Below are 21,173 nucleotides of genomic sequence, written 5' to 3'. Positions count from 1 at the left end.
GAGCGTCTCCGCCGCGCTGCGCCCGATGAAAAACCCGTGTCCCCGCACCAGATCAGGCCCAGCATGAACCTGATGACCGCCCCCGCCCCCATCCTGTTCCAGCCGCCGAAGCGCCCGGCCACCGAGCCGCAGAAGCCGCTGCGGGTGGAATCCCCCTACCAGCCCGCCGGCGACCAGCCCGCCGCCATCGCCGACCTCGTCGCCGGCCTGCGGCAGGGGGAGCGCGACCAGGTCCTGCTCGGCGTCACCGGCTCGGGCAAGACCTTCACCATGGCCAAGGTCATCGAATCCGTGCAGCGCCCGACCCTGATCCTGGCGCCCAACAAGACCCTCGCGGCCCAGCTCTATGGGGAGATGAAGTCCTTCTTCCCCGACAACGCGGTGGAATACTTCGTCTCCTACTACGACTACTACCAGCCGGAAGCCTATGTCCCGCGCACCGACACCTATATCGAGAAGGATTCCGCGATCAACGAGCAGATCGACCGCATGCGCCACAGCGCCACACAGGCGCTGCTGGAACGCGGCGACGTCGTGATCGTCTCCTCCGTCTCCTGCATCTACGGCATCGGCTCGGTCGAGACCTACGGCAACATGACCGTGCGCCTCGAACAGGGCGGCCGCATCGCGCGCGAGACTCTGCTCAAGGCGCTGGTGGAACTCCAGTACCGCCGCAACGACGCCGCCTTCGCCCGCGGCACCTTCCGCGTGCGCGGCGAGACGGTGGATGTCTGGCCCTCCCACATGGAGGACCGGGCCTGGCGCATCTCCCTCTTCGGCGACGAGGTGGACGGGCTGCGCGAGTTCGACCCGCTGACCGGCGAGGTTTCCGGCGAGATGGAGCGCATCGCCATCTACGCCAACTCGCACTACGTCACCCCGCGCCCAACGCTCATCCAGGCGATCAGGCAGATCAAGACGGAACTCAAGCAGCGCCTCGCCGAGCTCAACGACGCCGGCCGGCTGCTGGAGGCCCAGCGCCTGGAACAGCGCACCACCTTCGACATCGAGATGCTAGAGACCACCGGCGTCTGCAAGGGCATCGAGAACTACTCCCGCTACCTCTCCGGCCGCGGCCCCGGCGAGCCGCCGCCGACCCTCTTCGAGTACCTGCCCGCCAACGCCCTCCTCGTCGTCGATGAAAGCCACGTCACCGTGCCGCAGATCGGCGGCATGTACCGGGGCGACTTCGCGCGCAAAACCATCCTGGCCGAGCACGGCTTCCGCCTGCCCTCCTGCATGGACAACCGCCCCCTGAAGTTCGAGGAGTGGGACACCTTCCGTCCCCCCAGCCTCTTCGTCTCCGCCACCCCCGGCCCCTGGGAGATGGAGCGCACCGCCGGCACCTTCGCCGAGCAGGTGATCCGCCCCACCGGCCTGATCGACCCGGTCTGCGAGATCCGCCCCGTCGAAGGCCAGGTGGACGACCTCCTCGCCGAATGCCGCATCATCCGCGACAAGGGCGGCCGCGTCCTCGTCACCACGCTCACCAAGCGCATGGCCGAGGATCTCACCGAGTACATGACGGAGACCGGCATCAAGTGCCGCTACCTGCACTCGGACGTGGACACGCTGGAGCGCATCGAGATCATCCGTGATCTCCGCAAGGGCGTCTTCGACGTGCTGATCGGCATCAACCTGCTGCGCGAGGGCCTGGACATCCCCGAATGCGCCCTTGTCGCCATCCTCGACGCCGACAAGGAAGGCTTCCTCCGCTCCACCACCTCGCTGATCCAGACCATCGGCCGCGCCGCCCGCAACGCCGAAGGCCGCGTCATCCTCTATGCCGACCGGATGACCAACAGCCTGAACAACGCGCTGGGCGAGACCGAGCGGCGCCGCGCCAAGCAGATGGCCTACAACGAGGAACACGGCATCACGCCGCAGACCATCCGCCGCGACATCTCCGACGTGCTGCAATCCGTTTACGAGCAGGACTACGTCACGGTGGAGGCGGTCGAAGGCTCCGAGACGGCGGAATTCGTCGGCAAGGACCTCCGCGCCTCGATCGCCGAGCTCGAACGCCGCATGCGCGCCGCCGCCGCCGACCTGGAATTCGAGACCGCCGCCCGCCTGCGCGACGAGATCAAGCGCCTCGAAGCCATGGAGCTCGGCCTCGACGCCGGCCCCGTCACCCACGCCAAGGACATCCGCGCCAAGGGCGACTGGCGCCCCAAGCCCCTCGGCCCCGGCGGCGGCGGCTACGATCCCAAGAAGACCACCCGCGGCGGCCGCTCCCGCGGCCAGCGTGCCGCCGCCCGCAAGGGCTGATCTTCCGCATCCGGCGCCGCTCCGTCCCGGGGGACAAGGCTCCGCCTTTTCCCCCGGCCCCCTTATCCGCCAGGACCCTGCGGGCCCTGGACCCGATGAACTGGTGCCCGCTGATGACGGATCGCGCCGGAGAGCATCGCTCTCCGGCGGACTGCCGGTGCCACCCGCGTGGACAAGGTGTTTTTCTGTTCGGGAGCCCCGCGTCTCCACCGGCTCCCGGGGATCAGGCGGCAAGAACAACGGCAGCCACCGGCACCTACTCAAGCCCGGGGTCCGGGGACCGGCTTCGGTCCCCGGCGGAGAGGGGGTCCGGGGCGAGAGGCAGCGCCTCTCCCCTGGCGGCCGGCCACGAAGCGCGATGCCGGAACCTGCCCCGTCACTCTTCCGCCACGCGCCCCGGCCGCAGCAGCCTGTCCCGCAACAGGCCGAAGCCCAGCACCGACAGCACCGAGGCACCCAGCAGCAGCGCCGCGAAGCCGAGCGGCGCGAAGGCATCGCCGGAAAGGTCCCGCACCCGCCCGGCCAGCGCCGGCAGCCCGGCCATGCCCAGCCCGAAGACGGTGTAGAACACGCCCAGCCCCAGGGAGCGGCGCTCCGGCGGCAGGATGGTCGCAGGCAGCGACACCATCGGGCCGCCCGCCAGCCCGCCGAGCAACCCGTAGAGCAGCAGCAGCGACAGGGGCGCCACCGGCAGGAAGGCGACGCTCGCCGCCATCAGCGCCGCCACCCCCGCCGAGAAGCGCAGCACCGAGCCAGCCCGCGCCGCCGCCCAGCCGCCGAAGGGCAGCAGCGGCACCGCCCCCCAGCCCGCGAGGCTCGCCACCCATCCCGCCCCGGCCACGCCATAGCCACGCTCCGCCAGCCAGGCCGGCGCGAAGCCCAGCACGATCACCAGCGCGGCGTTGAAACCCGCCCAGCCCACCGCCAGCACCAGCAGCGGCGCCCAGGCCCGGCGCTCCGGCCACAGCCCCGGCCGCGCCTGCCGCCTCGCCGCCGCCGCGCGCCCATAGCCCGTGCCCCAGATCGCCAGCAGCCCCGCCAAAGCGGGCAGCGTGGCCGCCAGCAGCGCGGCACTCCAGCCCGCCTCCATGGCCAGAGGCGGCAGCAGCACCAGCGACAGCGCGATCCCGACCGGCCAGGCGGCCAGCAGCCACCCCATCGCCACGGTCAGCTCCGCGCCGGCAAAGCGGTCCATCACCCCCTTGGTCAGCACGAGGTTCACCAGCGACGACCCCGCCCCGGCCACCAGCCGCCCCGCCAGCGCCACCTCGAAACCGGGCGCCCGGGCCAGCACCGCTCCGCCCAGCACCATCAGCCCCAACCCGCCCAGCAGCGCCCGCCGGTCGCCCAGCCGCGCGGTCAGCCAGCCCCCGGGCAGCGCCACCGCCGCGCCGGGCAGTTGCGACAGGCCGATCAGCACCCCCAGCGCGGCGAAATCCGCGACCACCGGTCCCACCAGCATCGCCCCGACAGAGCCGACCGACTGGAACTGCACCCCCATCGAGACACGGACCGCGACCAACATCGCCAGCACCGTCCAACGCCTGTCCATGCACCCATCCCTCCAGCGCGGCGGGGACGAGGCTAGCATCGTCCCGCCGGCCGGCACGGATTCGCCGACGCGGCGGCGCCCGGGCCCCCGGCCCCGCCCCGCCGGCCACCGGCAACCCCGCGCCGCGGCCTCGCGTTGCCCCTCCGCACTGTCCCACAAGAACGAGAGCCAACAGGACGCCACCATGGACCAGAAGATTTCCATCCAGCGACCCGCCGAGGAGGTCTTCGCCTATGTCGCGGACACCGCGCACATCCCGCACTGGGTTCCGCAGCTGCGCCGCGACGACGCCAACCTGCCGGGCTCCGGCCTGGAGGCGGACGAGTCCGCCCTGACGGTCCGCTGGAGCTTCGACCCTCCGGGCGAATGGCGGATCACCGGCAAGGGCGAGAGCGCCGTGCTGCACCTGCGCGTCGATGCCGCCGCCGCCCTCCCCTCCGACCCCACGGAGGAAGAGACACCCCAGGAGGCCCTGGCCCATGGCATCGAGGCAGCGCTGCAAAGCCTGAAGTCGCACCTCGAAGGCGTCGATGGCGGCGACCCGGAGGAACCCAGCAACGACGCCCCCAGCCGCCTCTACGGCCGCAGCGCCACGCAGGACCCGAACCTCTGACGTCCCGCCGGCAGGTCCTGGGCCGCCTCGCCCGGCACACCGCCTGAAGCGCCCCCGGCGTGGCCCCTGGAGGCCACCGCCGGGGCGCGTGCCCAAACCCTCTTCCCCGATACCGCGCGCGCCGATCCTGTTCTAAACCTCCTCCATGCTCGACATTCCCTCCGCCATCCCCCGCGCGGCGCTGGTGACCGGCGGCGCGAAGCGGCTGGGCCGCGCCATGGCCCTCGCCCTGGCCCGCGCCGGCTTCGACATCGCCCTGCACCACGGCCACAGCCGGGCCGAGGCGGAAGCGGCTGTGGCGGAGATCCACGCCCAGGGCCGACGCGCCACGATCCTCGCCGCCGACCTGTCGCGGGAGGCCGAGACCGCCCGCCTCCTGCCCGCCGCCACCGAGGCGCTGGGCCCCATCGGCGTGCTGGTGAACAACGCCTCCACCTTCGAGCGCGACGAATGGCACGACGCGACGCGGGAAAGCTGGGACCACCACCTGGAGCCCAACCTCCGCGCCCCCTTCGTCCTGGCCCAGGCCTTCGCGAAATCCCTGCCCGAGGCCGCCGAAGGCGTGGTGGTGAACATGCTGGACGAGCGCGTCTGGTCCCTCACCCCACACTTCACCAGCTACACCATCTCCAAGGCCGGCCTCTGGGCGCTGACGCAGAGCCTCGCCCTCGCCCTGGCGCCACGGGTCCGCGTCGCCGGCATCGGCCCCGGCCCGGCCCTGCCCAGCCCGCGCCAGAGCGAGGAACAGTTCCGCGCCCAGTGCGAATCCACCCCCCTCCACCGTGGCACCTCGCCGCAGGAGGTCGCCCGCGCCCTGCTCGCCATCCTCTCCCTTCCCTCCTTCACCGGCCAGATGCTTGCCCTCGATGGTGGCCAGCACCTGCAGTGGTCGCCTGCGCGCGGCGCCGTGCAACCGGAGTGAGCCGCCCGATGACCCAGAACCGCCCCGGCCCTGCCTTCCCCGACGCCGCCCCGGCCAGCGCCTACCGCCCCGATGCCGCGCGCCGCCTGCGCCGCGTCTTCGTGCGGGGCCTGGAGGTCCGCGCCAGCCTCGGCGTCCTGCCCTACGAGCTGCACACCCGCCAGCGCGTGATCATCGGCATCGAGCTGCTGGTGGAGGACGAATCCGCCCCCGCCTCGGTCGGCGAGGAAAAGCTGGCCCGCGTGGTGGACTACGGCGCCGTCGCCGCCCGGGCGCGGGAGATCGCCACCACCGGCCATATCCGCCTCGCCGAGACCCTGGCGGAGCGAATCGCCGTGGCCGCGCTGGAGGACCGCCGCATCGTTTCCGCCATGGTGACGGTGGAAAAGCCCGACGTCCTGCCCGACGCCGCCGCCGTGGGCGTCACCGTGGAACGCCAGCGTCCCGCCGCCCCTCGCCCCCAGGAGGAGGAAACCGCCGGCCAGCGATCGCCGGAAGCCTGACGGACGGGACCGAAGCGCGGCTGTCGAGGCATGTCGGAAAGCCCAGACACGAACCAGGGCAGGGGGGGTCACGGCGAACCCGCCGGGCATCGTCGGGTGTCCCCGCCCCACATGCCCATCCGGCGGGCAGCGACGGGGGTGGCAGGCGCATCTTCCAGCACCTTCCCAGCCCGCCAATGGTGAAGCCCGGCAGTCTAGGACCCGCAGCCCCTGGCTAATGTAATGATTTGGTTACACAAGCAGCCGGGGCTTCGCGGCCGCCGCGACAGGGCGGGATTTTCCCCAACCTGCAAACCGCGGCCGCCGTCAACCGCCTCTTTCGCAGATTTGTGCGATGCAACCCGACCGTTTTCCTATTTAATGTGCAAAAACAAGGACCTGGATTCATGCCCAGAGATGAGGCAAAGGGCTGCAACCCAGGAATGACGTGGCTTTTCGGGCCATAGCCACCATTTCATCCACGGGGTTATCCACAGCTTCCGGGGATAACCCGAAACCACCGGACCCAGCGCGCGCCATGGCCTTTGCCCACGAAGAATCCGCCCCCCTCGCCCCCATGGAAGGCCGCGAGGTCATCGAGAAGGCCCTGGCCACCCTGCCGCTCTCGCCGGGCGTGTACCGCATGCTCGATGCCAAGGGCGATGCCCTTTATGTCGGCAAGGCCCGGCAGCTCCGCAAGCGCGTGTACAACTACACCCAGGTCGCCCGCCTGCCGGATCGGCTGAAGCGCATGGTCTTCGAGACCCGCTCCCTGGAGGTGATCACCACCGCCTCCGAGGCCGAGGCGCTGCTGCTCGAAGCCAACCTGATCAAGAAGCTCCGCCCACGCTTCAACATCGTCCTGCGCGACGACAAGTCCTATCCCTGGCTCGTCATTACCGAGGACCACCCCTACCCGCAGATCGGCAAGCACCGGGGCGAGCGCCGCAAGGGCGCCTCCTACTGGGGCCCCTTCGCCTCCGCCTGGGCGGTGAACCAGACGCTGACCGCGCTGCAGCGCGTCTTCCTGCTCCGCTCCTGCCGCGACAGCGTCTTCGAGAACCGCGACCGCCCCTGCCTGCTCTACCAGATCCGCCGCTGCTCCGCCCCCTGCGTCGGCCGCATCCCGGAAGCCGACTACGCCGACCTCACCCGGCAGGCGAAGCAGTTCCTGTCCGGCGAGACCCCCTCCATCCAGAAGAAGCTGGCCCGCGAGATGGAGGAGGCCGCCGAGGCCCTGGAATTCGAGCGTGCCGCCGCCATCCGCGACCGCATCCGCGGCCTGACGCATGTCCAGGGCCGCGACCGCATCAACATGGAAGGCGTGGGCGATGCCGACATCGTCGCCGTCCACCAGGCCGCCGGCCAGTGCTGCGTGCAGGTCTTCTTCTTCCGCGGCGGCCGCAACAACGGCAACCGCGCCTTCTTCCCCGCCCATGCCCGCCAGGACATCCCGCCCGGCGAGGTGCTGGAGGCCTTCCTCGCCCAGCTCTACGACGACCTGCCGCCCCCGCCCCTGGTCCTGCTGAGCCACGACATCCCCGAACCCGCCCTGCTGACCGAGGCCCTCTCCCTCCAGGCCGGCCGCAAGGTCGAGATCCATCGCCCCCAGCGCGGCGACAAGCGCGCCGCCGTGGACCACGCCGCCACCAACGCGCGGGAGGCGCTGGAGCGCAAGCTGGCGGAAGGCACCGCCCAGACCGCCCTGCTGGAAGGCGTGGCGAAGATCTTCGACCTGTCCTCCATCCCGGAACGCATCGAGATCTACGACAACAGCCACATCCAGGGCGCCAATGCCTATGGCGTGATGGTGGTCGCGGGCCCGGGCGGCTTCATCAAGCCCGCCTACCGCAAGTTCTCCATCAAGGGCCCCGTCACCCCCGGCGATGACTTCGCCATGATGCGGGAGGTCTTCGAGCGCCGCTTCGCGCGCGCCCTGAAGGAGGATCCGGAGCGCGAGCAGGGCTCCTGGCCCGACCTCGTGCTGATCGACGGCGGCCTCGGCCAGCTCAACGCCGCCCGCGAGATCCTGGCGGAGATGGGCGTGGACGACGTCCCCCTGGTCGCCGTCGCCAAGGGGCCGGACCGCGATGCCGGGCGCGAATGGTTCCACCGCACCGGCCACGCCCCCTTCCAGCTCCCGCCCCGCGACCCGGTGCTCTACTACCTCCAGCGCCTGCGCGACGAGGCGCACCGCTTCGCCATCACCACCCACCGCGCAGGACGCTCGCGGTCCCTGGTGAAGTCGGAACTCGACGAGGTGCCCGGCGTCGGCACCGCGCTCAAGCGCCGCCTGCTGAATCATTTCGGCTCCGTCCGCGGCGTCCGCAACGCGGGACTCGAGGATCTGGAGAACGCCCCCGGCATCGGCCCCTCCATGGCGCGCCGCATCTACGAGCACTTCCATCCCGGCGCAGTGGCGTCCCGCGAAGCAGCCGGGTAGAAGACTTCCCGACGCCATGCCGACGGACCTGCCCAACCTCCTGACGCTGTCGCGGATCGCGGCGGTGCCCCTGCTCGTCCTGCTCGCCTATGGCGGCGGCGGCTGGGGCGACGTGGCCGCCTGCGCGGTCTTCTCCATCGCCGCCATCACCGACTACTTCGACGGCAAGATCGCCCGCGACCGGCAGCTCACCTCCGCCTTCGGCCGCATGCTGGACCCGATCGCCGACAAGCTCCTGGTCGGCGCCGCGCTGATGCTGCTGGCTGGCCTCGGCCGCCTCAGCCTCCTCGGCCTGCTCCCCGCCATCGTCATCCTGCTGCGGGAAATCCTGGTCTCCGGCCTGCGCGAATACCTGGCCAGCCTGCGCGTCGGCATGCCCGTCACCCGCCTCGCCAAGTGGAAGACCGGCTTCCAGATGGGCGCCCTCGGCGTCCTCCTGGCCGGCGACACCGGTGCCCGCGCCCTGGGCCTCGGCTTCCTCCCGCTCTCCCTGCTGGGGGAACTCGGCCTCTGGGCCGCCGCCGTCCTGACCATGATCACCGGCTGGGACTACATGATCTCCGGCCTCCGCCACGCCGGGGCCCAGGATGCCCAGGCCGCCGCCACCCTGCGGGGCCGCTCCTGACCACCTGCCCTTGAGCGCTTACCGACACCGGTGCATGTTGCGCCCGCTTCGTCCTGGGGGAGTTTTATGCGGCATTCCATGATCGCGCGGCCGGGTTCGTGCCTCCTGCTGGCTCTTGCGCTGGCCGGTTGCTCGGATGGCCTGATCGCGCCCTTCGGCCGCCGCCCGGCCCTGGTGGCCCCGGGAAGCGCCACTGCCGAGCGAATCCGCGGGCAGGACCTCACGCTGCAGCCGCTGACGCCGGAAGCCGGCAATGTCTGGCCGGATGCCGAGCCCGAGCGCGCCACGCTGATGAATCCGGACCGCGACACCTTCCGCGAGGACGTCACCTCGCCGGCCCTGGAACGCGCCGCCCGCGAGCGTGGCCGCGCCCCGCAGCCGCGCCTGCCGGACCTCAGCGAGCCCGGCCCGGACCTGCCGCCCTCGGCCGCGCCGAATCCGCGCAACCCGCCGCCGGGCACCACCCTGCCCTCCCGCCGCCCGAGTTCCGCGGTGCCGGACAACACGGGCGTTCCGCCTCTGCCCTACCAGCCCGGACGGCTCAGCGTCCCCGCCCAGCCCGGTGAACCCGCCACCCCACCGGCGCCCCGCCAGGACGGGCGCACCATCTTCACCCCGGACGGCGTGCCCAACACCACCACCGGCGGCACCGGCGGCGTGCAGGGCATCAACCGCCCCGGCGGCGCCAGCGGCACCGCCACGCCGCTGGGCAACTCCACGGTGATCACCGTGCCGGGGCAGAGCCCGCAGATCGTGCCCGACCGGCAATGACGCCAGCCATGGCCCTCCGCCCATGATCCAGGTTCTGTACTTCGCCTGGCTGCGCCAGCGCACCGGCCTGGCCGCCGAGGAGGTGGAGCCCCCGCCGGAGGTCGCCACCATCGGCGCCCTGATGCGCTGGCTCGCCGCCCGCTCCCCCGGCCATGCCGCCGCCTTCGCCCAGCCGAAGCAGGTCCGCGCCGCGGTGAACCAGGAATTCCGCGGCCCGGAGGACCCCATCGCCCCCGGCGACGAGGTCGCCTTCTTTCCCCCTGTCACCGGCGGCTGACCCCCTCATGGCCGAGCCCTCTCCCCCGCTCCCGGGCCGCGTCGCGGTCGGCGAGGCCCCCTTCGACATCGCCGCCGAGACCGCCCTGCTGACCCGGGGCCGCGCCGATATCGGCGGCCTCGCTTCCTTCATCGGCCTCTGCCGCGCCGATTCGGGCCTCGCCGCCATGACCCTGGAGCACTATCCGGGCATGACCGAGGCCGCGATCGCCGCCATCCGCGCGGAAGCCGCCCAGCGCTGGCCCCTGCTCGGCGCCACGGTGATCCACCGCGTCGGCCGCCTCCTGCCCGGTGATCCCATCGTGCTGGTCCTCACCGCCAGCGCCCATCGCCTGGCGGCGCTGGAATCCTGCGCCTTCCTGATCGACTGGCTGAAGACCCGCGCCCCCTTCTGGAAGAGCGAGGAATTCCCCGACGGCCGCACCCGCTGGGTCGAGGCCAAGGCGGAGGACGACGCCATGGCCGAACGCTGGAGCCAGCCGGACCCCCGCCGCTGAACCCGGCCCCGCCCGCCCCCGGCGGCGCGGCGCCACCTGTCCCGCGCCTCCCGGCCCCGGCCGCCATCCTGGCCGCTGCCCTTCTCCTGACCTGGCCCGCCTTCCTCAACGGCTACCCCATCCTCTTCAGCGACACCGGCGCCTTCCTCCACCAGACGCTCGGCCCGCTGATGATCTGGGACAAGCCCTGGATCTACGGCCCCCTCCTCCACCTCTTCCACCAGCGCCAGTCCCTCTGGCCGTCCCTGCTCGCCCAGGGGCTGATGCTTTCCTGGCTGCTCTGGCTCACCGCCCGCGCCCTCGGCCTTGCCACCCCCGCCCGCCACCTCCTCCTCGCCGCCACCCTGGCGCTGCTCACCAGCGCCCCCTGGGCCGCCGCCCTGCTGATGCCGGACATCCTCACCCCGGCCGCGCTTCTCGCCCTCTTCCTGCTCGGCTTCGCCCGCCCCACCCTGTCCCGAGGCGAGGCCCTCGCCCTCCTGCTCCTCGCCACGCTGGCCATCGCCGCGCACCTGTCGAACCTGCTCCTCGCCGCCGCCCTGGCTGCCCTCACCCTCCTCCTGCGCCGCCGCCCGCGCCCCGCCCTCCGCGTCGCCACGCCCCTGCTCGCCGCCTGCGCCCTGCTCCTGCTCACCAACGCCATCGGCCACGGCCGGTGGTCGCTCTCCCCCTATGGCAGCACCTTCCTGCTCGCCCGCCTCGTGGCCAATGGCCCCGCCGCCCGCACCATCGCGGCGGAATGCCCCGGACGCGGCTGGTATCTCTGCGCCTGGGCCGGCCGCCTTCCCACCGACAGCGACGTCTTCCTCTGGGAGCCCGACAGCCCAGTGAACAGCGACGCCGATGGCCGGCCACGCTTCCTGGGCGGCGTCCTTCTGGCCCCCGAGGCCCGCGAGATCATCGCCGAAACCCTGCGCCGCGAACCCCTGGCCGTCCTGCGCGACGCCCTGCGCGACACGGCCCGGCAGCTCGTCACCAACGGCATCGGCGACACCCTGCCGCGCGGCGCCGTGGGGGAAGGCCTCGCCCTGCGCATCGCCAGCGGCTTCCCGCCCGCCGAACTGCACCGCTTCGAGTCCTCCGCCCAGATGCGCGGCCTCCTGCCGCAGCGTGCCGCCCCCTTCCTCCCGCTCCAGGCCCCCGCGCTCCTTCTCGCCGCCCTGGGCCTGCCCATCCTGCTCTGGCGCCACCGCCACGACCCCCGCCGCCGCGCCCTGGCCCTCTGCGTGCTCCTCGGCCTCGCCGCCAATGCCTTCGCCACCGGCGCGCTCAGCAAGCCGCACCAGCGCTATGGCGCCCGCATTGCCTGGCTCCTGCCCGCCGCCGCCCTGCTCCTGGCCCAGCCCAGGCGGGACACGATTCCGCCGCAACGCCCCGGCACCTGATCCCGCCGGGCCGCGCGTCATGGCTGGCGTTGCGCCGTCCCCGGGGTGAAAGGCGCTGCCTTTCCCCTTGGCCACGCCCCCCGCCCACGGATTGACGCCCCACCGCGAAACCCGTCCCATTCGGCAGACAGACCCGAAGGAGTCCCCCCGCATGACCTCGCCCCGCGAAGCCCTGGCCGCGCTGCAGCCCGAGATGACCGAATGGCGCCGCGACTTCCACGCGCATCCGGAGATCGGCTTCGAGGAGCACCGCACCAGCGACATCGTCGCGCGGAAGCTCGCCGAATGGGGCATCGAGGTGCATCGCGGCATCGGCAAGACGGGCGTCGTCGGCGTGCTGCGCGGCCGCAAGTCGGGTGCCGGCGGCAACCGCGCCATCGGCCTGCGCGCCGACATGGACGCCCTGCCGATGGAGGAGGCCAACGGCTTCGCCCACCGCTCGCAAAATCCCGGCCGCATGCATGCCTGCGGCCACGACGGCCACACCACCATGCTGCTCGGCGCGGCGAAGTACCTGGCCGAGACCGGCAACTTCTCCGGCACCGTCCACCTGATCTTCCAGCCCGCCGAGGAAGGCTTGGCCGGCGCCAAGGCCATGCTCGACGACGGGTTGCTGGAACGCTTCCCCTGCGATGCCGTCTACGGCATCCACAACAGCCCCGACCGGCCGCTCGGCACCGCCCAGGCCCTCACCGGCACGGCGCTCGCCGCCATCGACTATTTCAGCATCGTGCTGCGCGGCCGCTCCGCCCATGGCGCGCATCCGCAGCAGGGCATCGACACCGTGGCCATGGCCGCGCAGGTGATCAACGCGCTCAACGCCATCCCCTCGCGGCAGGTGGACGCGCTGGAATCCGCCATCGTCAGCATCGGCCAGATCCATGGCGGCACCTCCGACATCGTGCTTCCGGAAAGCATCGAGCTGCGCGGCTCCGTCCGCACGCTGAAGCCCGATATCCGCGACCGCGTCGAGACCCTCTTCCGCCGCGCCGTCACCCTCACCGCCGAGGCCCAGGGCGGCAAGGCGGAGATCGACTACCGCCGCGCCTATCCGCCCACCATCAACACCCCCGGCGAGACCGACCGCGCCGCCCAGGCCGCCACCGCCATCCTGGGCGAAGGCAAGGTCCACCGCGACGGCCACCCGCTCCTGGCCGGCGAGGATTTCGCCTTCCTGCTGGAACGCGTCCCCGGCGCCTACCTGATGTTCGGCCAAAGGGACGGCGAGCGCGGCGGCACGCCCGTCCACAACCCGCTCTACGACTTCAACGACGACCTGCTGCCCTTCGGTGCCGGCTACCTCGCCACGCTGGTGGAACAGGAACTCGGCTGACCCCGCTGCCCCCGCGGCACGGCGGCCGGGCACGGGGGCGTACACCACGGCGCGGGAACCGGGCGGGGGGCGCATTCCCCGCCAACAAGGAAACCTCCCGAGGAATCTCCATGGGCCTCCCACCCGGGCCGAACAAGCTGGCCCATAACGAGCGGGTCAAGCTGACCGCCACCTGGCTGAACGCGGTGGCCAGCGGCACGGTCCTGGTGGGCATCGTCGCCCCCCTGGCCGCAACTCTCTATGGCACGGCCATGCCGAAAGGTGGCATCCTGGCCGTGCTGGGAAGCGCCCTCTTCCTTGCCGCGGGGATCGGCCTACATATCCAGGCAAGGCGCCTGCTGGAGGACCTGAAGGAATGAGCTGGACCGACATCCTGCTGCTCGCGATCCCGGTTCTGGGCCTGGCAGCCGTGTCCCTGACGGCGCAGAAGCTCCGCCACCGGGGCTGAGGCGCCGCCCCCGCCCCGCGGCACGAACGGACCGGGCCGCTAACTCCCCGGCCGCAGCACATAGCCCCGGTGCCGCACCGTCTGCAGGAAGCGCGGCTCGCGCGGGTCCGGCTCGATCTTCCGCCGCAGCCGCGTCACCTGCACATCCACCGCCCGCTCCCCGGCATCCGGCGTGCCCAGCGCCACCGCGATCTCCTCGCGCGACAGCACCTCCCCGGCCCGCGCCGCCAGCGCGGTCAGCAGCGCCGCCTCCCCCCCGGTCAGCCGCATCGCTCCCTCGGCCCCCCGCAGCTCGCCCCGCTCCGGATCGAACCAGCGCGACCCGAGCTGCACCGGCCCGAGCGACTGCGCCGCCGGCGGCGGCACCGCGACGCGCCGCAGGATGGCCTTGGCCCGCTGCACCAGCTCGCGCGGGTCGAAGGGCTTGGCCAGGTAGTCGTCCGCCCCGTGCTCGAACCCCGCCACCCGGTCGTCCGGCGACCCGGCGGCGGTGAGCATCAGCACCGGCACCTCCTGCCCGCCCCGGCGCAGCGACTCCACCAGCTCCAGCCCCGTCTCCCCCGGCATCATCACGTCCAGCACGATCATGTCGAAGGCCATGGCGCCCAGCGCCTGCCGCGCCGCCGCCGCATCCCCCGCCACCGAGACGCGGAATCCCTGCTCGGCCAGGAAGCGCTGCAACAGGGAGCGCAGGCGCGGATCGTCATCCACCACCAGCAGATGCGGCAGCTCGCTCATCGCCGCGTCCCCGGATGTTCCCCGGGCAGCGCGCCGGCTGGCGCGGCCGTCGCCCCGGCAGCCCTCCCGGCAGCCCCCACCGGCGGCCGGGCCGCGCCACCGGGCAGCCCCGGACCTCCCCCGCGCATCCCGCCCGCCCCCGGCGGCTCGGCCATGCCCGTGGCGACCCGCTCGACCAGGCCACGCGTGGCCGGGGCCATCAGCCCCTGCATGACGCGCCGGAACCCGTCCACCGCGGCCGGGCCGGCCTCGCGATAGGCCCGGATCACCGTCTCCCGCTGCCGCTCGAAGAGTCGCCGCTCCAGCGCCCGCCCCGCTTCCGTCAGGCTCAGCAGCCGCTGCCGCCGGTCGGCCCGGCCTGTCGCCTGCTCGACATAGCCGCCCTCCACCAGCGGGGTGAGGACGCGGCCCAGCGACTGCTTGGTGATGTCCAGGATGGCGAGCAGCTCGCCCACCGTCAGCCCGGGCCGGCGGCCGACGAAATGCAGCACGCGATGATGCGCGCGGCCCAGCCCGATCTCCGCCAGCATGGCATCGGCCCCCGCGGTGAAGTCGCGGTAGCCGAAGAACAGCAGGTCCTGCGCCGCGCGCAGCTCCTCTTCGCGCAGGAAGAGGTGCTCGCGGCCGGCGGAGACGGGCGTCTTCTCCTTCACGGCGGGATGTCCTCCGGGAAGCCCGTCGGGCATGGCGGGCATGACTCCATGTTGGGTCAGGTTTATTGACACAAATCGAAGCAAAGGTCTAGTTTCCGCCTCGTAACGCAATTTTATTTCTCAAACCATGGCGCGAAGGTTCCAAACATGTCCCTGCTGCCTTTCGACGACCGCGATGGCTGGATCTGGATGGATGGCGAGTTCCTCCCCTGGCGCGAGGCGAAGCTGCATGTCCTGACCCACGGCCTGCATTATGCCTCCGGCATCTTCGAGGGCGAGCGCTGCTATGCCGGAAACATCTTCAAGCTGCGCGAGCACACCGAGCGCCTGATCCGGTCCGGCCGCCTCCTGGGCTTCGAGGTTCCCTTCACGGCCGACGAGATCGATGCCGCCTCGATCGAGACCGTGCGCCGCAACGGCCACACGGATGCCTATGTCCGTCCGGTCGCCTGGCGCGGCTCGGAAATGCTGGCCGTCTCCGCCCAGCGGACGAGGATCCACCTCGCCATCGCCTGCTGGGGCTGGCCCAACCTGTTCGGCGAGAACCGCATGAAGGGCGTCCGCCTCGGCATGGCCAGGTGGCGCCGCCCGGCCCCCGACACGGCCCCTACCGCCTCCAAGGCCTCCGGCCTCTACATGATCGGCACCCTCTCCAAGCACGCGGCGGAGGCCGAGGGCTTCGACGACGCCATGATGCTCGACTTCAAGGGCGACGTGGCCGAGGCGACCGGCGCCAACGCCTTCTTCGTCTTCGACGGAGAGCTGCACACCCCCACCCCCGTCTGCTTCCTGGACGGCATCACCCGCCGCACCGTGATGCGCCTCGCCCGGAACCGCCAGATGAAGGTGGTGGAGCGCACCATCCGCGCCGAGGAGCTGCCGAAGGCCACCGAGGTCTTCCTGGCCGGCACCGCCGCCGAGGTGACGCCCGTCCGCGCCATCGGCGAATACGCCTACACCCCGGGCCAGATCACCGAGACCCTGCTGTCCGACTACGAGAAGCTGGTCCGCATGTCCCCGGAGGAAGTCCACCGCCTGGCGGCCTGACCGCCCCTTCGGGAACGCCTGCCGCCTCGCCAGGGCCACGCGGCCCATGCCGCGGACGGTGCCGCCCCGTGGCGATCCGCTCCGGAATGCCGCAGGGGAGGCAGGCGGCGGCCTACGCAGGCAGGCTCCGGCTGTGCTATCTGCTGTGCTGCCTGCCGGGACAGGCTCGCCCCGGGCCGCCCTTCCTCCTGTCCAGGGTCCGCCCCTGTCCGGGCCCGCGGCCGGCGCCCGCCTGCCGCGGGGTCCCGGAAACCAGGACATCAGGACCATCTCGCGGAGGGACAGCAGACATGGCCGACGCCCCCCATCCGGCCTCCCCGGCCTCCGCCCTCCCCGCCCACAGCGTCGGCCTCGCCGAACTCCGCCGTGGCGAGGCCGACCCCGCCAGCCTCCCCGCCACGCCCGCCGCCCCACGCCGCAGCCGCCCCGCGCCGATGGGGCGGCTGCGGCGCTGGATGCATGCCCTGGTCCCGCGCGGCCTGCTCGGCCGCGCCCTGCTGATCGTGCTGGTGCCGATGCTGGTGCTCCAGGGCATCGCCCTGCAACTCTTCTACGGCAACCATCTCGACGTCATCTCCCGCCGCCTCGCCGCCGGCATGGCGGGCGAGATCGGCATGGTGGTCGAGATGCTGCAGCACGCCCCGCCCGGTTCCGACACCAGCTGGATCTTCCGCGAGGCCGCCTGGCGCCTCGACCTCTCCATGGCCTTCGAGCCCGGCGCCATCCTCTCCGGCCGCGATCAGCCCCGCTCCGCCTCCCTGCCCCTGCTGCCGCTGGAGGAGGACCTGCAGAACGCCCTGCGCGAACGCCTGCTCCTGCGCTTCGACGCCGATTGGCAGAGCGACCCGCGCAGCATCGTCGTCCGCGTCCAGCTCCCCGACGGCGTGCTGCATGTGGAGGCCCCCCGCAAGCGCCTCTTCACCGGCACGCTCTACCTCTTCGTCATCTGGCTGGTCGGCGCCTCGGCCCTGCTCTTCCTGATCGCCGCCTTGTTCATGAAGAACCAGGTCCGCGCCCTGCGCCGCCTCGCCGCGGCGGCGGAGGCCTTCGGCATGGGCCGCGACCAGGGCCCGGTGAAGCCCGAGGGCGCCACCGAGGTCCGCCAGGCGGCGGCGGCCTTCAACCGCATGCACGCCCGCATCCGCCGCTTCGTCGCCCAGCGCACCGACATGCTGGCCGGCATCAGCCACGACCTGCGCACCCCCCTCACCCGCATGCGCCTGGCGCTCGCCATGCTGCCCGTCCCACCGGACGATCCGGGCTTCGAGCAGGACATCGCCGACCTCACCCAGGACGTGGAGGAGATGGAGCGCATGGTCGCCGGCTATCTCGCCTTCGCGCGCGGCGAGGTGGAGGGCAAGCCCGGCCCGGTGGACCTCGTCGAGCTGGCGCAGAACGTCGCCGCCCGGGCCCGCCGCGACGGCGCCGCCGTCGCCCTGCACGCCCCGGAAACCCTGGTCCTGCCGGCACGCGGCGACGCGCTGCGCCGCTGCCTCGCCAACCTCACCGACAACGCCCGCAAGCATGCCGGCCGCATCACCCTGACGGTGGAGCGCGTGGACGAGCTCTGGGCGCAGGTGATCGTGGACGACGACGGCCCCGGCATCCCGCCCGAACAGCGCGAGGAAGCCTTCAAGCCCTTCGCCACCCTGTCCGGCAGCAGCACCGGCCTGGGCCTCGCCATCGCCCGCGACATCGCCCGCGCCCATGGCGGCGACGTGATCCTGGAGGACAGCCCCCTCGGCGGCCTCCGCGCCCGCATCCGCCTGCCGGCCTGACCGCGGGCCGCGCGCCCGTCATTCGCCGGGTGCACGGCCCGCCATGGCGGATCGCCGCCAATCCCGCGCGTCCACCCCATGGGCCTCATTGTCCTCCGCCGCGGGCAGGCGCACCCTCCCCCATGCCGCCACCGCCGCAACAGGCGGACCGGCAGGGAGTTCAGAACGGCACCGAACCCCCGGAGCCCACCCGGGCGCCGGAGCGGTTCCGCAGGACGTCCAGGGAAGGCAGAACACGATGAGCGTCACCCATCCGGCGCGCCCCATGGCCCCGGCCCCCGCCCCGCCCCCCTTCGCGCCGCCCCTGCCCGCCACCGGCGCCGAGTTCATCAACACCCTGGCGCACTTCCATCGCGCCGAGATGGGCCGCATGGCCGGCTGGCGCGACCGCATCGACCGCACCACCAACTGGGCCATCACCGTGGTGGCCGGCATGCTCTCGGTCTCGCTCTCCACGCCCAGCGCGCATCACGGCGTGCTGCTCTTCGCCATGCTGCTGGTGCTGCTCCTCCTCGTCATCGAGGCCCGCCGCTACCGCTTCTTCGACGTGTACCGCGCCCGCGTGCGCCAGATGGAGCGCCACTACTTCGCCCAGGTCCTGTCCCCGCGGCCCGATCCCGCACCGGATCCCGCACCGGCCGAGGGGCCCAACTGGGCCGCCCTCCTGGCCGAGGACCTGCGCCACCCGAACTTCCTGATCGGCCTGCCGGCCGCCTTCTCGCGACGCCTGCGGCGCAACTACATCTGGATGTTCCTGGTCCTGCTGCTGGCCTGGATCATCAAGATCTCCACCGCCTCCCTCCAGCACGACGAACGCGCGGCCGCCGCGCATCAAAGCCTCCCGGACCTGCTGCTCGGCCTGTCCCTGGGCCCCCTCCCCGGCTGGTCGGTGCTGGCCGGCGTCACGCTCTTCTATGCCTGGCTGATCTACGCCGCGCTCCGCCCGCCGCAACACAGCGGCGAACTCGCCCATGGCGAGGTCCATGTCTGACGCCGGCTCTTCCGGGTTCCGGGCGCGCCGTCCTGGCGGCTGCTCCCGGCCCCCTGGCGCGATCCGGCATCGGCACGCACCCACTCACCGGATGCAGGGTCCGCAAGGTCCTGCCGGATGGGTTCCGGGGAAGGCAACGCCCTCCCCAGGGGTCGCCCTCAGACGTTGAAGCGGAACAGCAGCACGTCGCCGTCCTTGACGACGTATTCCTTGCCCTCGACCCGCATCTTGCCGGCCTCCTTCGCGCCCTGCTCGCCACCCAGCGCCACATAGTCCTCATAGGCGATGGTCTCGCAGGCGATGAAGCCGCGCTCGAAGTCATTGTGGATCACCGCCGCCGCCTGCGGCGCCTTGGTGCCGCGCGTGATGGTCCAGGCGCGCGCCTCCTTGGGCCCGCAGGTGAAATAGGTGATCAGCCCCAGCAGCTCGTATCCGGCGCGGATGATGCGGTCCAGCCCGCTATCCTCCAGCCCCAGGCTTTCCAGGAACTCCGCCCGGTCGGCGGCCGCCATCTGGCTGATCTCCGCCTCGATCGCGGCCGAGACCACGACCGCCTTGGCCCCCTCGGCGGCGGCCCGCTCGAAGACGCGCGCCGAATGCGCATTGCCGGTGGCCGCCGAGCCCTCCTCGACATTGCAGACATAGAGCACCGGCTTGGTGGTCATCAGCTGCAGCCGCGCCGCCGCCTCTTCCTGCCCCTTCGGCACCGCCGTCCGCGCCGGCTTGCCCTCGGTCAGCGCCGCCACGATCGGCTCGGCCAGCGCCACGAAGGCCGCGCTCTCCTTGTCGCCGTTCTTCGCCTTCTTCTGCGCCGTCCCCAGCCGCTTCTCCAGGCTGTCGAGATCGGCCAGCATCAGCTCCGTCTCCACCGTCTCCGCATCGCGGATCGGATCGACGCTGCCCTCGACATGGGTGATGTCCCCATCCTCGAAGCAGCGCAGCACATGCACGATGGCATCCACCTCGCGGATATTCGCCAGGAACTGGTTGCCCAGCCCCTCCCCGCGCGAGGCGCCGCGCACCAGCCCGGCGATGTCCACGAATTCCAGGCTGGTCGGCACCGTCTTCTGCGACTTGCCAACCCGCGTCAGCTCGTCCAGCCGCCGGTCCGGCACCGCCACCCGCCCCACATTCGGCTCGATGGTGCAGAAGGGATAGTTCGCCGCCTGCGCCGCCGCCGTCTGCGTCAGCGCGTTGAAGAGCGTGGACTTGCCCACATTCGGCAGCCCGACGATGCCGCAGTTGAAACCCATGATCCGTCTTTCTCAATCATCGCCCGTGCGAGAGAGCTGCCGCAGCCCGCCCGGAACCTGTCCCGTTCGGCCCCAGCCATTACGCCGCCCGCGCCCGCAGGGCCAGCCGTAAGGCCCCGGCAGGCCAGCCAGCACGATACCGCAACAGCCCCGGCCCGCATTGCCCGTCCGGCGTTGCGCTGTCCCGGGGGACAAGGCTCCGCCTTTCCCCCGGACCCCCTATCCGCCAGGACACTGCGTGCCCTGGACCCGATGGGTTGGTGCTTGCCGGGGCCGGATCGCGCCGGAGAGCCAGGCTCTCCGGCGGCTGACGCCGCCGCCAGCGCGGACACGGTGTCTTCTTTCTACGAGGAGCCCCGCGTCTCCATCTGCTCCCAGGGATCAACCCGCAGGCTGACGGCCACCACGCAGAGCCAACGCAAGCCCGGGGTCCGGGGACCGGCTTCGGTCCCCGGCGGAGAGGGGGTCCGGCGGGAGAGGCAGAGCCTCTCCCCCGGCGGCCCACCACGAGGCGAGACGACAGCCAGGAAGAGCCGCCGTCAGCCTCAGCCCGGCTTCACCACCGCCCCCGGCACGATCTCCGCCACCAGCTCCGGCGGCCGGCACAGCCGCGCGCCGCCCGGCGCCAGCACCACAGGCCGCTCGATCAGCGCCGGCGTCTTCACCATGGCCTCCACCGCCACCTTGGCCGGCAGCCCGGGATCGTCCAGCTCCTGGATCGCGAATTCCGGTGCCTTCCGGCGCAGCAGGCTGCGGGGCGAGATCCCCATCCGCGCGCAGGCCTCGCGGATCTCCGCAGCGGAAGGCGGGGTCTTCAGGTACTCGACCACCACCGGCTCCACACCCGCGGCGCGGATCGCCGCCAGCACCTTGCGGGAGGTGCCGCAGGCCGGGTTGTGCCAGATGGTGACGGTCTGGGTCGCTTCGGGGGCGGCAGCGGCGGACAAGGCAGGTCTCTCCCGGAAAGATCGCCGGCCGGGCCGGCATTCCGCCCACCGATAGGACGGATCGCGCCCCAGCGGAACGCCCCGCCTCAACCTCCGCCGGGCGTCATCCCCAGCCGCGTCAGGACCGCCGCGCCAGGCCCGGTTCCGG

At 72.2% G+C, this 21,173-nt stretch carries 19 protein-coding genes and 1 pseudogene; 15 read left to right on the top strand and 5 right to left on the bottom strand.

Going from position 1 to position 21,173, the window contains the following annotated elements; all coding sequences use genetic code 11:
• The first annotated feature begins 63 nt into the window (after nt 1-63).
• On the top strand, nt 64-2,271 hold the full coding sequence (gene uvrB, locus CTJ15_RS22350) for an excinuclease ABC subunit UvrB (protein WP_369923751.1): 2,208 nt from the start codon (nt 64-66) through the stop codon (nt 2,269-2,271).
• A 376-nt stretch (nt 2,272-2,647) separates the two neighbouring features.
• On the opposite strand, the gene CTJ15_RS22345 is transcribed toward uvrB, so the two are convergent.
• On the bottom strand, nt 2,648-3,823 hold the full coding sequence (locus tag CTJ15_RS22345) for an MFS transporter (protein ID WP_058390222.1): 1,176 nt from the start codon (nt 3,821-3,823) through the stop codon (nt 2,648-2,650).
• Between the two features lie 184 nt (nt 3,824-4,007).
• Between CTJ15_RS22345 and CTJ15_RS22340 the strand changes: the two genes are divergently transcribed.
• From CTJ15_RS22340 to CTJ15_RS22290, 11 genes are all read left to right on the top strand, one after another.
• Entirely contained in the window at nt 4,008-4,436 is a 429-nt protein-coding gene (locus CTJ15_RS22340) for an SRPBCC family protein (protein WP_099782030.1), read from the top strand.
• A gap of 145 nt (nt 4,437-4,581) precedes the next feature.
• On the top strand, nt 4,582-5,358 hold the full coding sequence (locus tag CTJ15_RS22335; RefSeq protein ID WP_019463025.1) for an SDR family oxidoreductase: 777 nt from the start codon (nt 4,582-4,584) through the stop codon (nt 5,356-5,358).
• A gap of 8 nt (nt 5,359-5,366) precedes the next feature.
• Nucleotides 5,367-5,861: a dihydroneopterin aldolase gene (locus tag CTJ15_RS22330; protein WP_019463024.1), complete on the top strand. Its 495-nt coding sequence runs from the start codon at nt 5,367-5,369 to the stop codon at nt 5,859-5,861.
• 517 nt (nt 5,862-6,378) lie between these two features.
• A complete protein-coding gene (gene uvrC, locus CTJ15_RS22325; RefSeq protein ID WP_075822968.1) occupies nt 6,379-8,283 on the top strand; it encodes an excinuclease ABC subunit UvrC in 1,905 nt (634 codons plus the stop codon).
• 16 nt (nt 8,284-8,299) lie between these two features.
• On the top strand, nt 8,300-8,908 hold the full coding sequence (gene pgsA / locus CTJ15_RS22320) for a CDP-diacylglycerol--glycerol-3-phosphate 3-phosphatidyltransferase (RefSeq protein WP_019463022.1): 609 nt from the start codon (nt 8,300-8,302) through the stop codon (nt 8,906-8,908).
• Between the two features lie 78 nt (nt 8,909-8,986).
• Nucleotides 8,987-9,679 carry a hypothetical protein gene (locus tag CTJ15_RS22315; RefSeq protein ID WP_126281939.1) on the top strand — a complete coding sequence of 231 codons (693 nt, stop codon included), beginning with the start codon at nt 8,987-8,989 and terminating at the stop codon, nt 9,677-9,679.
• 22 nt (nt 9,680-9,701) lie between these two features.
• The gene (gene moaD, locus CTJ15_RS22310; RefSeq protein ID WP_075822969.1) at nt 9,702-9,956 is read left to right on the top strand and encodes a molybdopterin converting factor subunit 1; all 255 of its coding nucleotides are present in this window, start codon (nt 9,702-9,704) and stop codon (nt 9,954-9,956) included.
• A 7-nt stretch (nt 9,957-9,963) separates the two neighbouring features.
• The gene (locus CTJ15_RS22305) at nt 9,964-10,452 is read left to right on the top strand and encodes a molybdenum cofactor biosynthesis protein MoaE (protein ID WP_075822970.1); all 489 of its coding nucleotides are present in this window, start codon (nt 9,964-9,966) and stop codon (nt 10,450-10,452) included.
• A gap of 170 nt (nt 10,453-10,622) precedes the next feature.
• A complete protein-coding gene (locus CTJ15_RS22300) occupies nt 10,623-11,837 on the top strand; it encodes a hypothetical protein (protein WP_099782029.1) in 1,215 nt (404 codons plus the stop codon).
• 151 nt (nt 11,838-11,988) lie between these two features.
• Nucleotides 11,989-13,170: a M20 aminoacylase family protein gene (locus CTJ15_RS22295; protein WP_099782028.1), complete on the top strand. Its 1,182-nt coding sequence runs from the start codon at nt 11,989-11,991 to the stop codon at nt 13,168-13,170.
• Between the two features lie 110 nt (nt 13,171-13,280).
• Nucleotides 13,281-13,529 (top strand): hypothetical protein, encoded by a 249-nt coding sequence (locus CTJ15_RS22290; RefSeq protein ID WP_019463017.1) that lies wholly within the window; start codon nt 13,281-13,283, stop codon nt 13,527-13,529.
• A gap of 128 nt (nt 13,530-13,657) precedes the next feature.
• Here CTJ15_RS22290 and CTJ15_RS22285 read toward each other — a convergent pair whose 3' ends face one another.
• Both CTJ15_RS22285 and CTJ15_RS22280 read right to left on the bottom strand, forming a co-directional pair.
• A complete protein-coding gene (locus tag CTJ15_RS22285; protein ID WP_019463015.1) occupies nt 13,658-14,356 on the bottom strand; it encodes a response regulator in 699 nt (232 codons plus the stop codon).
• A 167-nt stretch (nt 14,357-14,523) separates the two neighbouring features.
• A pseudogene (locus tag CTJ15_RS22280) lies at nt 14,524-15,042 on the bottom strand (MarR family winged helix-turn-helix transcriptional regulator); the annotation flags it as partial.
• Between the two features lie 114 nt (nt 15,043-15,156).
• On the opposite strand from CTJ15_RS22280, the gene CTJ15_RS22275 reads away from it, so the two are divergent.
• The 3 genes from CTJ15_RS22275 (at nt 15,157) to CTJ15_RS22265 (ending at nt 18,825) form a co-directional block, all read left to right on the top strand.
• Entirely contained in the window at nt 15,157-16,056 is a 900-nt protein-coding gene (locus CTJ15_RS22275; protein WP_075823615.1) for a branched-chain amino acid aminotransferase, read from the top strand.
• Nucleotides 16,057-16,346: 290 nt separating this feature from the next.
• Nucleotides 16,347-17,834 (top strand): ATP-binding protein, encoded by a 1,488-nt coding sequence (locus CTJ15_RS22270; protein ID WP_099782027.1) that lies wholly within the window; start codon nt 16,347-16,349, stop codon nt 17,832-17,834.
• Nucleotides 17,835-18,072: 238 nt separating this feature from the next.
• On the top strand, nt 18,073-18,825 hold the full coding sequence (locus CTJ15_RS22265) for a DUF2270 domain-containing protein (protein ID WP_099782026.1): 753 nt from the start codon (nt 18,073-18,075) through the stop codon (nt 18,823-18,825).
• Between the two features lie 158 nt (nt 18,826-18,983).
• On the opposite strand, the gene ychF is transcribed toward CTJ15_RS22265, so the two are convergent.
• Both ychF and arsC read right to left on the bottom strand, forming a co-directional pair.
• Entirely contained in the window at nt 18,984-20,078 is a 1,095-nt protein-coding gene (ychF, locus tag CTJ15_RS22260) for a redox-regulated ATPase YchF (protein WP_099782025.1), read from the bottom strand.
• 545 nt (nt 20,079-20,623) lie between these two features.
• Nucleotides 20,624-21,025 (bottom strand): arsenate reductase (glutaredoxin), encoded by a 402-nt coding sequence (gene arsC, locus CTJ15_RS22255; protein WP_099782024.1) that lies wholly within the window; start codon nt 21,023-21,025, stop codon nt 20,624-20,626.
• Between the last annotated feature and the right edge of the window lie 148 nt (nt 21,026-21,173).

The organism is Roseomonas sp. FDAARGOS_362, assembly GCF_002754815.1.
GTDB lineage: Bacteria > Pseudomonadota > Alphaproteobacteria > Acetobacterales > Acetobacteraceae > Roseomonas > Roseomonas mucosa.
Note: the sequence above shows the minus strand (reverse complement) of the source record. Positions and strands in the feature narration are given on the sequence as shown.

Bases quoted from the DNA above. Each gene is read 5' to 3' on its own strand.
- CTJ15_RS22345 (WP_058390222.1), bottom strand. From the start codon at position 3,823: ATGGACAGGCGTTGGACGGTGCTGGCGATGTTGGTCGCGGTCCGTGTC.
- pgsA (WP_019463022.1), top strand. From the start codon at position 8,300: ATGCCGACGGACCTGCCCAACCTCCTGACGCTGTCGCGGATCGCGGCG.
- CTJ15_RS22330 (WP_019463024.1), top strand. From the start codon at position 5,367: ATGACCCAGAACCGCCCCGGCCCTGCCTTCCCCGACGCCGCCCCGGCC.
- ychF (WP_099782025.1), bottom strand. From the start codon at position 20,078: ATGGGTTTCAACTGCGGCATCGTCGGGCTGCCGAATGTGGGCAAGTCC.
- CTJ15_RS22290 (WP_019463017.1), top strand. From the start codon at position 13,281: ATGGGCCTCCCACCCGGGCCGAACAAGCTGGCCCATAACGAGCGGGTC.
- uvrB (WP_369923751.1), top strand. From the start codon at position 64: ATGAACCTGATGACCGCCCCCGCCCCCATCCTGTTCCAGCCGCCGAAG.
- CTJ15_RS22295 (WP_099782028.1), top strand. From the start codon at position 11,989: ATGACCTCGCCCCGCGAAGCCCTGGCCGCGCTGCAGCCCGAGATGACC.
- CTJ15_RS22300 (WP_099782029.1), top strand. From the start codon at position 10,623: ATGATCTGGGACAAGCCCTGGATCTACGGCCCCCTCCTCCACCTCTTC.
- CTJ15_RS22265 (WP_099782026.1), top strand. From the start codon at position 18,073: ATGAGCGTCACCCATCCGGCGCGCCCCATGGCCCCGGCCCCCGCCCCG.
- CTJ15_RS22315 (WP_126281939.1), top strand. From the start codon at position 8,987: ATGATCGCGCGGCCGGGTTCGTGCCTCCTGCTGGCTCTTGCGCTGGCC.
- CTJ15_RS22305 (WP_075822970.1), top strand. From the start codon at position 9,964: ATGGCCGAGCCCTCTCCCCCGCTCCCGGGCCGCGTCGCGGTCGGCGAG.
- CTJ15_RS22340 (WP_099782030.1), top strand. From the start codon at position 4,008: ATGGACCAGAAGATTTCCATCCAGCGACCCGCCGAGGAGGTCTTCGCC.
- uvrC (WP_075822968.1), top strand. From the start codon at position 6,379: ATGGCCTTTGCCCACGAAGAATCCGCCCCCCTCGCCCCCATGGAAGGC.
- CTJ15_RS22285 (WP_019463015.1), bottom strand. From the start codon at position 14,356: ATGAGCGAGCTGCCGCATCTGCTGGTGGTGGATGACGATCCGCGCCTG.
- CTJ15_RS22270 (WP_099782027.1), top strand. From the start codon at position 16,347: ATGGCCGACGCCCCCCATCCGGCCTCCCCGGCCTCCGCCCTCCCCGCC.
- moaD (WP_075822969.1), top strand. From the start codon at position 9,702: ATGATCCAGGTTCTGTACTTCGCCTGGCTGCGCCAGCGCACCGGCCTG.
- CTJ15_RS22335 (WP_019463025.1), top strand. From the start codon at position 4,582: ATGCTCGACATTCCCTCCGCCATCCCCCGCGCGGCGCTGGTGACCGGC.
- CTJ15_RS22275 (WP_075823615.1), top strand. From the start codon at position 15,157: ATGTCCCTGCTGCCTTTCGACGACCGCGATGGCTGGATCTGGATGGAT.